The 12,924-nt window shown below is 71.3% G+C and carries 11 protein-coding genes; 9 read left to right on the plus strand and 2 right to left on the minus strand.

Features of this window, described 5'->3' with window-relative positions; genetic code table 11:
- The first annotated feature begins 53 nt into the window (after positions 1-53).
- Entirely contained in the window at positions 54-656 is a 603-nt protein-coding gene (locus RIV14_RS08685) for an isochorismatase family protein (protein ID WP_075372903.1), read from the plus strand.
- 145 nt (positions 657-801) lie between these two features.
- Here the strand turns inward: RIV14_RS08685 and RIV14_RS08690 are convergent, their stop codons facing one another.
- Positions 802-1,863, minus strand: coding sequence for a hypothetical protein (locus RIV14_RS08690; protein WP_075372904.1), 1,062 nt, complete (start codon positions 1,861-1,863; stop codon positions 802-804).
- Positions 1,864-2,121: 258 nt separating this feature from the next.
- Between RIV14_RS08690 and metG the strand changes: the two genes are divergently transcribed.
- The 7 genes from metG (at position 2,122) to RIV14_RS08725 (ending at position 11,430) form a co-directional block, all read left to right on the plus strand.
- Entirely contained in the window at positions 2,122-3,969 is a 1,848-nt protein-coding gene (gene metG, locus RIV14_RS08695; RefSeq protein WP_075372905.1) for a methionine--tRNA ligase, read from the plus strand.
- A 6-nt stretch (positions 3,970-3,975) separates the two neighbouring features.
- Complete coding sequence (locus RIV14_RS08700) at positions 3,976-4,902, plus strand: TatD family hydrolase (protein WP_075372906.1); 927 nt, start codon at positions 3,976-3,978, stop codon at positions 4,900-4,902.
- Between the two features lie 320 nt (positions 4,903-5,222).
- Positions 5,223-6,227 (plus strand): aggregation-promoting factor C-terminal-like domain-containing protein, encoded by a 1,005-nt coding sequence (locus RIV14_RS08705; protein ID WP_075372907.1) that lies wholly within the window; start codon positions 5,223-5,225, stop codon positions 6,225-6,227.
- Between the two features lie 199 nt (positions 6,228-6,426).
- Positions 6,427-7,323: a resuscitation-promoting factor gene (locus RIV14_RS08710; protein WP_075372908.1), complete on the plus strand. Its 897-nt coding sequence runs from the start codon at positions 6,427-6,429 to the stop codon at positions 7,321-7,323.
- 119 nt (positions 7,324-7,442) lie between these two features.
- Positions 7,443-8,537, plus strand: coding sequence for a 16S rRNA (adenine(1518)-N(6)/adenine(1519)-N(6))-dimethyltransferase RsmA (gene rsmA / locus RIV14_RS08715; protein ID WP_075372909.1), 1,095 nt, complete (start codon positions 7,443-7,445; stop codon positions 8,535-8,537).
- Positions 8,534-9,520, plus strand: coding sequence for a 4-(cytidine 5'-diphospho)-2-C-methyl-D-erythritol kinase (locus RIV14_RS08720; protein ID WP_075372910.1), 987 nt, complete (start codon positions 8,534-8,536; stop codon positions 9,518-9,520). Before rsmA ends, RIV14_RS08720 begins: the two co-directional genes overlap by 4 nt.
- Positions 9,520-11,430 carry an ABC-F family ATP-binding cassette domain-containing protein gene (locus tag RIV14_RS08725; RefSeq protein WP_075372911.1) on the plus strand — a complete coding sequence of 637 codons (1,911 nt, stop codon included), beginning with the start codon at positions 9,520-9,522 and terminating at the stop codon, positions 11,428-11,430. Before RIV14_RS08720 ends, RIV14_RS08725 begins: the two co-directional genes overlap by 1 nt.
- A gap of 133 nt (positions 11,431-11,563) precedes the next feature.
- Here RIV14_RS08725 and RIV14_RS08730 read toward each other — a convergent pair whose 3' ends face one another.
- Positions 11,564-12,109 (minus strand): hypothetical protein, encoded by a 546-nt coding sequence (locus tag RIV14_RS08730; RefSeq protein ID WP_070660957.1) that lies wholly within the window; start codon positions 12,107-12,109, stop codon positions 11,564-11,566.
- Between the two features lie 97 nt (positions 12,110-12,206).
- Here RIV14_RS08730 and RIV14_RS08735 point away from each other — a divergent pair, with 97 nt between their 5' ends.
- Positions 12,207-12,920, plus strand: coding sequence for an FHA domain-containing protein (locus RIV14_RS08735; RefSeq protein ID WP_178387887.1), 714 nt, complete (start codon positions 12,207-12,209; stop codon positions 12,918-12,920).
- The last annotated feature ends 4 nt before the right edge of the window (positions 12,921-12,924 follow it).

Raw genomic sequence — 12,924 nt, forward strand, 5'->3', positions numbered from 1 at the left:
CCGCCCCTCCTGAACCAGGGGCGATACTCACAAGGAAGCATCTCAGGTACACCATGACAGCCACTCATTTCACTGCTCCAGGTGCCCGCGCTCGCCGGGCCCTCATCATCGTCGACGTCCAGCCCACCTTCTGCGAGGGAGGCGCCCTGGCGGTGGCCGGTGGCAACGCCGTCGCCGAGCGCATCGCTGCCTACCTGTCCTCCCACCGGGAGGACTACGACCTGGTGGTCACCACCCAGGACTGGCACATCGACCCTGGAGAGCACTTCTCCAGCGAACCCGACTTCATCGACACCTGGCCCGTTCACGGCGTGGCCGGCTCCGCCGAGGCCCAGCTCCACCCCGCTCTGAACGGGCTCGAGGCCGACGCCGCCGTGAAGAAGGGCCAGTACGCCGCCGCCTACTCCGGCTTCGAGGGCGTGGACGAGGACGGGCGCACCCTGGCGGACATCCTGAGCGCCGCCCGTATCGAGGCCGTCGACGTCGTCGGCCTGGCCGAGTCCCACTGCGTCAAGGACACTGCCCTGGACGCGGTCCGACAGGGCTACCGGGTGCGGGTCCTGACCGATCTGACCGAACCGGTCAGCCCCGAGCTGGGACGCGTCGCCCGCGCCGACATGAGCGCCGCCGGCATCGAGCTGGCCCCCTCCCACTGAAGGACTGCTCGCACCGGTCACCGGGGCCGGCCACCAGGCTGCTCACCGGGGCCGGTCGCCGGGGTGGCCCCCAGTCGCGCCCGAACACCATGGGTGCCCTCGCCGATTGCCTCGGCGAGGGCACCCATGCGTTGTCTGAGACGGGTTACTGGGCCGGCCAGCCACCGGGCTGCTGGTACGGGCCGGGCTGCCCGGGCTGCGCCTGCGGGTTGTACTGGCCCTGCTGCAAGGGCTGAGTGAAGACCGAGGGCTGCGTGGACTGAGCCTGCTGCTGCGCCGGTTGCTGACCCGTCCACCCGAACTGGGCGGTCGGGGCCACCTGCGAGTACTGGGGCTGGGCTCCAGCCCCCGCGGCCGAAGCTGCATAGGGGGCCTGCTGGGGGGCCGGCTCGGGTTGCTGGTACTGGGGCTGCTGGGCGTACTGCGCCGCCTGCGGCTGCTGGTCGGACTGCCAGGCCCCCTGGGTGTAGACGGTCGGGGTCCCGGGTGCTGCGCCGGACGTCGTGCTGAACGCCTCACCCGCCGCAGCCGGAGCGGTACCGGCGGCGGCCAGCTTGGAGCGCCAGGCCATGCCGCCGGCGCCCATCGCCAGACCCACGACCGCCATGATGATCGCGCCGACGACCCCGAACAGCGACATCAGGGTGGCCTTCGCCGACGAGGGGGCGATGATCTCACCCATGGAGACTCCCGCGGTGCTGTTGCAGTCAACGGTGTAGGAGCCCGACTTCTGGGAGGAGAAGGTCGAGAAGAGCTTGCCGCCCTTGACCTTCGTGGACGACGAGCTGGACTTCGTGTCGACGTCGTCGCCATCGGGAGAAGCCACTGAGCACTCCGGCGCGTCGTCGCCGTCGCTGTAGAACAGCCCATAGGTGCTGCCCTTGTCCAGCTTCACCGTGGCGGCCTGGTCATCCGGCAGGTCGGTAATGGTGGCGTTGAACTGGCTGCGGGTGACCGCCGAGCCGATTCCGCCGATGATGGCGATCAGGAGAATGGCCAGGCCGGCCACCGCCAAGGCTGTCGGGGCGGCCAGGCTCCTAGACGTCGCCGGCTGGCTCGCGGCACCTGAGTAACCGCCCTGAGGCGTCTGGAACGGTGCGGCCGGCGGGTACTGCGAAGGCTGACCGCCGGCAAGAGCCGGGTCGTAGCCGTTGGCCGACCAGCCTGCTGAGCTCGCTGGGTACTGGGAGCCGGGGTACTGGGACATAGCTGGCCTTTCTGGTCCATCGTGTCCGTGTGAGAGGCGCGTGGGAACACGTCATGACGGCGTGCACGGCAGCAACGCGAGGCTGGAAGCTCGCAGCGCACCCGAGGCCTCACAGGAGGCGTCGACATGTCGGAACAATTACCGGGCGGGAGCCGCACGACTCGGACAGACTACCGGCAGGTGGTGGTGCCTCGCAGGCCGTGGACCAAATCTGTGGCCGTGAACTGAATCGGCCGGGAACCCGATAGGCTGACCTCCATGACCCACATCCTGTCCGCAGTCGCTTGGCCGTACGCCAACGGCCCGCGTCACATCGGCCACGTCGCCGGCTTCGGTGTTCCCTCTGACGTCTTCTCGCGCTACATGCGCATGGCCGGTCATGACGTCCTCATGGTCTCGGGCACTGATGAGCACGGCACCCCGATCCTCGTCGCCGCTGACGAGGAGGGCCTCAGCGCCCGTGAGCTCGCCGACCGCAACAACCGGCTCATCGTCGAGGACCTCGTGGCCCTGGGCCTGTCCTACGACCTGTTCACCCGCACCACCGCCGGCAACCACTACCACGTGGTCCAGGACATGTTCACCACCGTGCGGGACAACGGCTACATGGTCCAGCAGGTGACTCGCTCGGCGATCTCCCCCTCCACCGGGCGCACCCTGCCCGACCGCTACATCGAGGGCACCTGCCCGATCTGCGGTGCCGAGGGCGCCCGCGGGGACCAGTGCGACACCTGCGGCAACCAGCTCGACCCCACCGACCTCATCAGCCCGCGTTCGCGGATCAACGGCGAGACCCCCGAGTTCGTGGAGACCACCCACTGGTTCCTGGACCTGCCCGCCCTGGCCCAGGCCCTGGGTGCCTGGCTCGACGAGCGCGAGGCCTCCGGCACCTGGCGGCCCAACGTCATCAAGTTCTCCCAGAACCTCCTGGGGGACATCCGCCCGCGCGCCATGACCCGGGACATCGACTGGGGCATCCCGGTGCCCGGCTGGGAGGACCAGCCCACCAAGCGCCTCTACGTCTGGTTCGACGCCGTCATCGGCTACCTGTCCGCCTCCGTGGAGTGGGCGCGCCGCAGCGGCGACCCCGAGGCGTGGCGCGCCTGGTGGAACGACCCCCAGGCCCTGTCCTACTACTTCATGGGCAAGGACAACATCGTCTTCCACTCCCAAATCTGGCCCGCCGAGCTCCTGGGCTACAACGGCCAGGGGGAGCGCGGCGGCGAGCCCGGGCGCCTGGGCTCGCTCAACCTGCCCACCGAGGTCGTCTCCAGCGAGTTCCTCACCATGGAGGGCAAGAAGTTCTCCTCCTCCCACGGCATCGTCATCTATGTGCGCGACTTCCTCCAGCGCTACCAGGCCGACGCCCTGCGCTACTTCATCTGCGCGGCCGGCCCGGAGACCGCGGACGCGGACTTCACCTGGGCGGAGTTCGTGCGGCGCACCAACGGCGAGCTCGTGGCCGGCTGGGGCAACCTGGTCAACCGCACCGCCTCCATGATCCACAAACGCTTCGGGCAGATCCCCGAGCCCGCCGAGCTGGAGGACATCGACCGCGCCCTGCTCGACGCCATCGAGGCCGGCTTCACCTCCGTGGGCGACCTCATCGCCCAGCACCGCCAGAAGGCGGCCCTGGGGGAGGCGATGCGCCTGGTCGGTGAGGCCAACAAGTACGTCGCCGACACCCAGCCCTTCAAGCTCAAGGGTGAGGACCCTGCCACGCAGGCCCGCCTGGCCACGGTCCTGCACACGCTGGCCCAGGCGGTCACCGACCTCAACCTCATGCTCTCACCCTTCCTGCCGCACGCCGCCAACGACGTCGACCGGGTCCTAGGCGGGAGCGGCCGGATCGCCCCGATGCCCCGCATCGAGGAGGTCGACGAGCTCGACCCCGACCACCTGCCCGAGGCCTTCGACGGTCGCACCGGCTACCCGATCATCACCGGCGACTACCAGGACGCCCCCACCTGGGGACGCCACCCCGTCACCGTCGGCACGCCCGTGGCCAAGCCGGCCCCGGTGTTCACCAAGCTGGACGAGTCGATCGTCGAGGCCGAGCTGGCCCGCTACGCCAGCTCCGTGCCCGACGACGTCACCGGTTCCTGAGGGCGCATGGGCTCGAAGAAGCGCGACCGCTCCTGGCCGCCGGCCGACGCCGTCGCCCCCCTGGCGGTCCCGGTCACCGACAACCACACGCACCTGCCGGTCGCGGCGGACGCCGGCGGCCCCGGCTCCGAGGCGCCACTGAGCGCCGCCGAGCTGGTCGAGCGGGCCGCCGCCGTGGGCGTGACCCGCGTGGTGACCTCCGCTTGCGAGACCATCACCTGGCAGGAGAGTCTGGCCCTGGCCCGCGAGCTGCCAGGAGTGCGCGTGGCCCTGGCCGTGCACCCCAACGAGGCCGTCCTCCACGCCGGGGTGCGCGAGACCGGTCCCGACGGGCTCGAGCCGCGGGCCCAGGAGCACCACGGCGAGCCGCTCGAGTCGGTCATGGCCCGCCTGGAGGAGACGCTCAGGGCGAACGCCGACGTCGTCGTCGCCGTCGGGGAGAGCGGCCTGGATTTCTTCCGCACCGGTGAAAAAGGGGCTGCCGCCCAGCGCGAGGCCTTCCGGGCGCACATCGCCCTGGCCAAGGAGCTCGACCTGCCCCTGCAGATCCACGACCGTGACGCGCACGCCGCCTGCGTGGAGGTCCTCAAGGCCGACGGCGCCCCCGAGCGCACCGTCTTCCACTGCTTCTCGGGTGGGCAGCAGCTGGCCGCCGCCTGCACCGAGCACGGCTGGTACGCCTCCATCGCGGGCCCGCTGACCTACCCGGCCAACGACTCCCTGCGGGAGGCGGTCGCCGCCCTGCCCGACGCGCTGCTCCTGGTGGAGACCGACGCCCCCTACCTCCCACCCAAGCGCTGGCGCGGCCGCCCCAACGCCTCCTACCTGCTGGGTGACACGGTCCGCTTCCTGGCCGAGCAGCGGAGCCTGGGTGAGGAAGACCTCTGCCACCGCCTGCAGGCCACCACCGAGGCGGTCTACGGGAGCTGGTGATCGCCGTCGGCCGCCGAGGACTGGTGGGGGGACGCCCGGGGCTCAGACCTATGGACCCTGACGTCCTACGGGGAGATGCCCGCAATCCCGGGAAGGGGAAAAGAGTGCGCGGCGGTGACGGCGCGGCCGATTTTGTCTGGACGATACCTCCCAGGTTAACACCGTTCACCCAGGGGTGTCCCAGGTGGGTGGCAGGTGAGAATCAGGGCCTGTCTGCACGGTTCCATCACAAGCGCACAGGGTGTGAGCAGGTGCATTGGCACGTCCCTGGGTCATCGGTTACGGTGACACGCAGTCGTCAAAACGAAGGAAGTTCTATCGTGGGTCGTCACTCCCAGACCAGCTCCCTGAGTACTACACTCGCCGGCCTTGGCTCCTTGGCCTCCAAGAGGCAGACCGCCTCCGGCGTCCGCGGACGTCGTCGCGCCGAGGGGCCCGCCAAGACCTCCCTGACCCCCATGCTCTTCAAGGCGGGGGGCGCCGCAGCTGCCTTCTCCCTGGCGGTCTCCGGTGCTGCCTACGCGGCCATCTCCGCGGGGGGTGACGAGGGGCGCTCCTCCTCAGGCGGTTCCTTCGGCCTGATCGGCGGCGAGTCGGACGGACAGGCCAAGGCCACCGCCACCCAGAAGGCCGGTGCCGGCAAGATCGCCAGTGCCCAGACCTCCACCACCACCGTCGACGAGCCGCAGGTTCACAGCACGGTGAAGAAGGAGACCGACTCCCTGCCCAAGGGTGAGACCAAGGTTGAGACCGCCGGCGTTGACGGGCTCGTGCGCACCACCTACGAGGTCACCACCCAGGACGGCAAGGAGGTCTCCCGCACCCCGGTCGCCCAGGTCGTCGTCACCCAGAAGGTGGACGAGGTCGTCCTGGTGGGCACCGGGGAGCAGCAGGCCCAGCAGGAGGCCGCCCAGCAGGCCCAGTCCGCCGGTGACGGGCAGACCGCCCAGTCCAACGGGAGCGGCGAGGGCTCGAACAGTGCCACCCCAGCGCCCGCGGCCAGCCCCAGTGCGGGGACCGACCCTGACGGCGCCAAGGCCGTCGCCCGCTCTATGATGGCCAGTCACGGCTGGGGAGACTCCGAGTTCACCTGCCTGGAGAGCCTGTGGACCCGCGAGTCCGGCTGGAACTACCAGGCCGAGAACGCCTCCTCGGGCGCCTACGGCATCCCCCAGGCGCTGCCCGGCACCAAGATGAGCGAGGTCGCCGACGACTGGGCCACCAACCCCGCGACCCAGATCACCTGGGGTCTGAACTACATCTCCGGCCGCTACGGCTCCCCCTGCTCGGCCTGGGCCCACTCCGAGTCCGTCGGCTGGTACTGAGCCGAAGCGGCCTGCCCGGGGCATCTTCTCGCCCCACACGGCACCCGGAACGTCGTCGACGGCGCCCGTCTCCCTGTGAGACTGGCGCCGTCACCATTGCTGTGGGAGGCAGGTCACACGGGAGTGAGGTGTCTAATTGTCGCCACTGTAACGTTTCCACTACCGTGGCACTCGCCGTCGACTGGAAGGACGTCCCCCCATGACTCCCCTCGCTCGTTCCCACGCCCACGTCCTGCCGGAGGAGCCGCAGGCTCCGGCCCCGCAGGAGGCGGCCCAGGAACGGCGCGGCATGCGCAGCATCGCGCTGCGCGCAGGTCTGGCGGCCCTGGCCCTGTCGGTTGCGGTCTCCGGGGCCGCCTACGCCGCTGTCCGCGCGGGGGAGCCCTCTCGGGCCTCCGGTGCCGAGGCGGCCGCACAGCGCACCGATGGCCTGGGTGCTGAAGGTGGTCGTAGCCGGGTCTCAGTCACGCCGAGTACCCAGAAGGTGACCACCGAGACGGTCGACGCCACCGACCCCCACGGCTCCGTCCAACAGGAGAACGGCGACCTGTCCGAAGGCGAGACCAAGGTAGCCACGGCTGGTGTCGACGGCGTCGTACGCACCACCTACGAGGTCACCACCGTGGGCGGCAAGGAGGTCTCCCGCACCCCCGTCGCCCAGGTCGTCGTCACCCAGAAGGTCGATGAGGTCGTCCTGGTGGGCACCGGCACGGCCAAGAAGCAGGAGAGCAAACCGGATCAGTCTCAGTCCCAGGAGCAGAGTCAGGCTCAGTCTCAGGGGCAGGCTCCTGCGCCCTCGCAGTCCGCCGGCGGTTCGGCGTCCGGTGGCAGTACCGGCACGACCGGAGGCGAGGTCGGGGACGATGTGTGGGCCAAGCTCGCCCAGTGCGAGTCCGGCGGCAACCCGGCTACCAACACCGGTAACGGCTTCTACGGCATGTATCAGTTCACCCTGGAGACCTGGCAGGCCCTGGGCGGAACCGGCTACCCCCACGAGGCCGACGCCGCCACCCAGACCGCCATGGCCAAGAAGCTCCAGGCCCAGGCCGGCTGGGGCCAGTGGCCCGGCTGCGCCGACAAGCTCGGCCTGCACTGAGCGGCCCGAGCCGCACCGGGGCGCCGCGCACACCCCGGGTCTCGATCATGCAGAGAGCGTGCGGCATGTTCCCAGATATCTCACAGTGACAAAGGGTGGGTGCCGGTTACTGTGTCCCCATGACGTTGCCGGCCCCCGATTCACAGGTGCCCCCGGCAGGAGCAGTCCCCACCGACGGGCACGACCCTGCGGGAGCCTGTGAGGCCACCTCCAAGCCCCCCGCCGATGCCGCCTGTGCGGAGCACGCCAGTCAGGAACCCCGGGATCCCCAGGATCACGGCGCCTCCCCGGGCTCCCGGGCCGCCGGCCTCCTGGGCCCCACCGAGGTCCGCGGCCTGTCCCAGGCGCTCGGTATCCGCCCCACCAAGGCACTGGGGCAGAACTTCGTCCACGACGCCGGCACAGTGCGCCGCATCGTCAGGAGCGCGGGCGTTCGCCCCGACGACACGGTCCTGGAGATCGGACCGGGCCTGGGCTCCCTGACCCTGGCCCTCCTGGAGACCGGGGCGCGAGTGATCGCCGTCGAGATCGACCCCGCCCTGGCCCGGGCACTGCCCGTCACCGTTGCCGACCGCATGCCGCAGGCCGCCGGCCGCCTGACCCTCATCCAGGCCGACGCGCTGAGCATCACCGGCCCACAGTCGCTGGGCCAGGCCGGGGCCCCTCCCACCCGCCTCGTGGCGAACCTGCCCTACAACGTGGCCGTCCCCGTCCTGCTCACCGCGCTGGAGACCCTGCCCAGCCTAGAGAGCGTCACCGTCATGGTGCAGGCCGAGGTCGCCGACCGCCTCGCCGCCGAACCCGGCTCGCGGACCTACGGGGTCCCCAGCGCCAAGGCCGCCTGGTACGCCGCGGCCCGCCGCACCCTGACCATCTCCCGCCGCGTCTTCTGGCCCGTGCCCAACGTCGACTCCGCCCTCGTCGAGCTCGTGCGCCGTCGTCCCCCCGCCACGCGCGCCACCCGCGAGCAGGTCTTCGCCGTGGTCGACGCCGCCTTCGCCCAGCGCCGCAAGACCCTGCGCAAGGCGCTGGCCAGGCTCGCCGGAGGGGCCGACGCTGCCGAGTCCGCCCTGCGCGCCGCCGGCATCGACCCGACCCGGCGCGGCGAGACCCTCGACATCACCGCCTTCGCCGCTCTGGCCGAGGTGCTGCAGCCCGTCGCCGCCGATGAGACCGCTGCGCCAACGCCTCCCACCTCACAGGAGCAGTCATGAGTCATCTGCGTGCCGTCCCCGACGGCCCCACCGGTCCGCGCGAGTCCACCGTGCCGCCCCGCAGCGGCTCGGCCAGCTCGGTGCGCGTCGAGGCCCCCGGCAAGGTCAACCTCTTCCTGTCCGTCGGCGCCCCCGGCCCAGACGGCTACCACCCGCTCACCACGGTCTTCCAGGCGGTCCGCCTCATCGAGACCGTCACCGCCCGCAGGCAGTCCGCCCAGGACCACGGCACCGTCACCCTCACCCTCGAGGAGCCCGACGCCGACGTCCCTGCGGACGACTCCAACCTGGCCGTGCGGGCCGCCACGCTCCTGGCGCAGACCACCGGCGTCAGCGAGGGCGTCGACCTCCTGCTGCGCAAGCGCGTTCCCGTCGCCGGCGGAATGGCCGGGGGATCCGCCGACGCCGCCGCCGCTCTCGTGGCCTGCAACGCCCTGTGGGGCACGGGCCTGTCCCTGCCCGAGCTCTCCGCCCTGGCCGCCCGCCTGGGAGCCGACGTCCCCTTCCCCCTGACCGGGGCCACCGCCGTCGGGAGCGGCCGCGGTGACCTGGTCACCCCGATCATGACCCGGGGCGCCTACCACTGGGTCTTCGCCCTGGCTGAGGAGGGCCTGTCCACCCCGGCGGTCTTCCGGCGCTTCGATGAGATGGCGGGCGGCGGGCAACCCGCTTTACACGACGTGCCCGAGGCCCTCACTGCCGCCCTGCGCGCCGGGGACGCTCGCGCCCTGGCCGGCTCCCTGCACAACGACCTCCAGGCCGCTGCCCTCGACCTGCGCCCCGAGCTGGCCGAGGTCATCGCCGTGGCCGAGGAGGCCGGGGCCCTGCGCGCCATCGTCTCCGGCTCCGGCCCCACCATCGCCGCCCTGGTCGAGGACCCCGGCAGCGCCCAACGGGTCTCGCGCGCACTGAAGGCCTCGGGCCTGGTCGCCGACGTCCTGCGCGCCGACGCCCCCGTGGCCGGCGCCCGGGTGGTGGGCTGATGGCGTACCTGCTCGGCGTGGAGAACCTGCGCCTGACGGTCGGCTCGCGCCTGCTCCTGGACGAGGTCACCCTGGGGCTGGAGGACGGCACCCGCGTCGGCGTCCTGGGCCCCAACGGCGCGGGCAAGTCCACCTTCCTGGCGGCCCTGGCCGGTCGGCGCGAGCCCGACGGCGGCCGCGTCACCCGCACCGGCGGCGTGAGCGTGGCCGTCCTCAGCCAGACCGACGACCTGCCGTCGGGCGCCACCGTGCGCACCGCCATCCACGGCCAGGCCCCTGAGCACGAGTGGGCCTCCGATCCGGCCGTGCGAGACATCCACGCCGGGCTCATCGCCGACCTCGACCTGTCCGCCGACGTCGCCACCCTCTCGGGGGGACAGCGCCGCCGCGTCGCCCTGGCCGCGGTCCTCACCCGCCGCGCCGACGTCGTCATCCTCGACGAGCCCACCAACCACCTCGACGTCGAGGGCGTGGACTGGCTAGCCCGCCACCTGCGGGCCCGCTTCAACGGCCCGGGCGGCCGAGCCTGCGGCGCCCTGGTCACCGTCACCCACGACCGCTGGTTCCTGGACGCCATCTGCACCAACGTGTGGGAGGTCGTCCCCGGCATCGATCCCGGCGGCGGGCGCCCCCAGGTGGCCGGCCGCATCGAGACCTACGACGGCGGATACGCCGCCTACGTCCTGGCTCGGGCCGAGCGCGCCCGCCAGGCCGCCGTGGCCGCCGTCAAGCGCGAGAACCTCCTGCGCAAGGAGCTGGCCTGGCTGCGCCGCGGCGCCCCCGCCCGCACTTCCAAGCCCCGCTTCCGCATCGAGGCCGCAGAAGCCCTCATCGCCGACGTGCCGCCCCCGCGCGACACCGTGGCCCTGACCGCCATGGCCACGGCCCGCCTGGGCAAGAAGGTCCTCGACCTCGAGGACGTCACCGTGCGCTACCCCGGGCCGCCCACCGACAGCGGCGAGACCACCCCGCGGGAGGTCCTGCGCCGGGTGACCTGGCGGCTCGCACCCGGTGAGCGGGTCGGCGTCGTCGGCGTCAACGGTGCCGGCAAGACTACTCTGCTGCGCCTGCTCGAAGGCGTCCAGGAGCCCACTGCCGGGCGCGTCGTCCGCGGCAAGACCGTTCAGGTGGCCACCCTGTCCCAGTCCACTCACGAGCTCGACGCGCTCGCGGACCTGCGCGTCGTCGAGGCCGTGGCCATGGTGGGGGAGAGGGTCGTCGTCGGGGACAAGGAGATGACGGCGGCCCAGCTCGTCGAGCGCCTGGGCTTCACCCGTCAGCGCGCCTGGACCCGGGTCGGGGAGGTCAGCGGCGGGGAGCGCCGCCGGCTCCAGCTCCTGCGCCTGCTCATGACCGAGCCCAACGTGCTCCTGCTCGACGAGCCCACCAACGACCTGGACACCGACACCCTGGCCGCCGTCGAGGACATCCTCGACTCCTTCCCCGGCACCCTCGTGGTCGTCTCCCACGACCGCTACCTCCTGGAACGGGTCACCGACCACCAGGTGGCGCTGCTGGGCGACGGCACCGTGCGCGACCTGCCCGGCGGAGTCGAGCAGTACCTCCAGATGCGCCGTGAGGCCATGGGCGGCGCCGGGAGCCCCAGAGCCTCAGCGAGTAGCGCGGCATCCGCGGCGACGCGGGCGGCAGCTGAGCCCACGTCTGAGCGCAGCACCTCCAGCGGGGCCCGCCGGCACGAGGCCCGGAAGGCCTTGGGGCGCATCGAGCGGAAGATGGAGCGCGCGGCTCAGTCGCTCGCCACGCTGCACGCGCGCATGGAGGAGGTCTCGGCCGATCCGAACCGGGTGGGGGAGCTGGCCGAGCTCGGCCGTGAGCTCGTGGCCGCCGAGGCGACCCACGCCGATCTGGAGGAGCAGTGGCTCGAGGCGGCGGAGGCGTTGGAGGCCTGAGAATCGCCGTCACGGCCCTGGGGCCTCATCGCTGGAAGCGGTGGGGAGGGAGTGGGGTTCGGGGAGAGGGATCAGGAACGGGGAGGTGAGCGGCGGCGTCGCTGCTCACGACCGCCCGGACCGTCCGTGCCGCTCAGACGACGGGGGCGACCTGGCGGGCCAGCTCGACGAGATGATCCAAGTTGGGGGCGATGTCCTCGGCGGCGGCGCCCCACAGGCGCATGACCAGGTCCACCGGGACCGTGGGCAGTCCCGCCAGCCTCAGGACGACGACGCCCTGGGTGGGTCCGTTGGACTCATAGAAGGCTGAGAACCCCACCATGTCCGGGCCCGGTCGCAGGCGCACCAGCTCGGCCTCGGGCAGCAGCGCGGCGACGAGCTGGCGCTGGGTGGCACGGCGTCCCTCCTTGGAGCCGTCATCCTTGGCGATCTCCAGGCTGAGGTCGATGACGAAGGGCGGGTGGGCGACGTCGTCGATATGCAGGAGACGGGCGAAGCGGCCCTGGCGCTCCATGGCCTGCAGCTCGTTGAGCAGGGACTCCAGCTCGGAGCGCCACTGCGGTCCGGTCACTCCCAGGTGGGCGCTGCGGTGCCTGGCCTCCTCCCGCGCCCACCCCGGAGGTGGGAAGGGCGGGATGATCACCCATCGCTGGGGATCAGGGGTGACCGCGATCTGCACTGTGTGTTCCTTCCGAGACCTCGTCCGACTGCGAGGCAGTGGGCTGGGCGCCTACCATGTCTGTCCTATGAGGACCCGAGAGCGACATACGACAATTATGCCTGCATCCGCACGCCGCCGTGTGGTTCGCGTACTGGTGGATGCGGGGCTCATCATCGCACTGTGTGCCGTCACGGAGCGCTGCTGTGGAATCTTATTCGCTGTCGGGGCGGTTGTGCTGCTTCTTGCTGTGATGACTGCCATGATGGCGATGACAGGCGCCACACCCGGCGGGCTGGTGACGGGGGTCCGGTTGCGGAGGGTGGCGGACACGAACGGCCCCCCTGGGCGCTCAGCGGTGATTTACGTCGCATTTTTGGGTCTGTCTTTGGTGGCAACCGCAGGGTTGGCCCCCCTGGTGTTGTGGATTCTCTCACTCTGGCGTGCTGAACAGCGCACCTGGTTCGACCGACTGGCCGGTACGGTTCTTCTCAGTGCTAGACCGACCTCGGTCTCGACCTGCTCCCTGGTGGTTGAGGGCTCAGTAATCCCAGTTCTGGGGCCGATTGTTCTCGGGCGCCGGCCGGCCCCGATCGAGTCCCACCCCGATGCTCAGCTCGTTGCGGTGCTCCGTTCGGAGGACTCCGTGTCCAAGACGCACGCCCTGTTCGTGCCCGCTTCGGATGGGGTACTCGTCACAGATCTGGGTTCGACGAACGGCACCCACGTCGAGGACGAGGAAGGCGTTCACCGTCTCTCACCCGGCCGACCGGAGTACGTGCGGCGGGGACGGCAGGCATACTTGGGTGACGGTGTCTGTATCGTCCGTTGAGGAG

It is taken from the genome of Actinomyces acetigenes, from assembly GCF_031296635.1.
GTDB classification, from domain to species: domain Bacteria; phylum Actinomycetota; class Actinomycetes; order Actinomycetales; family Actinomycetaceae; genus Actinomyces; species Actinomyces acetigenes.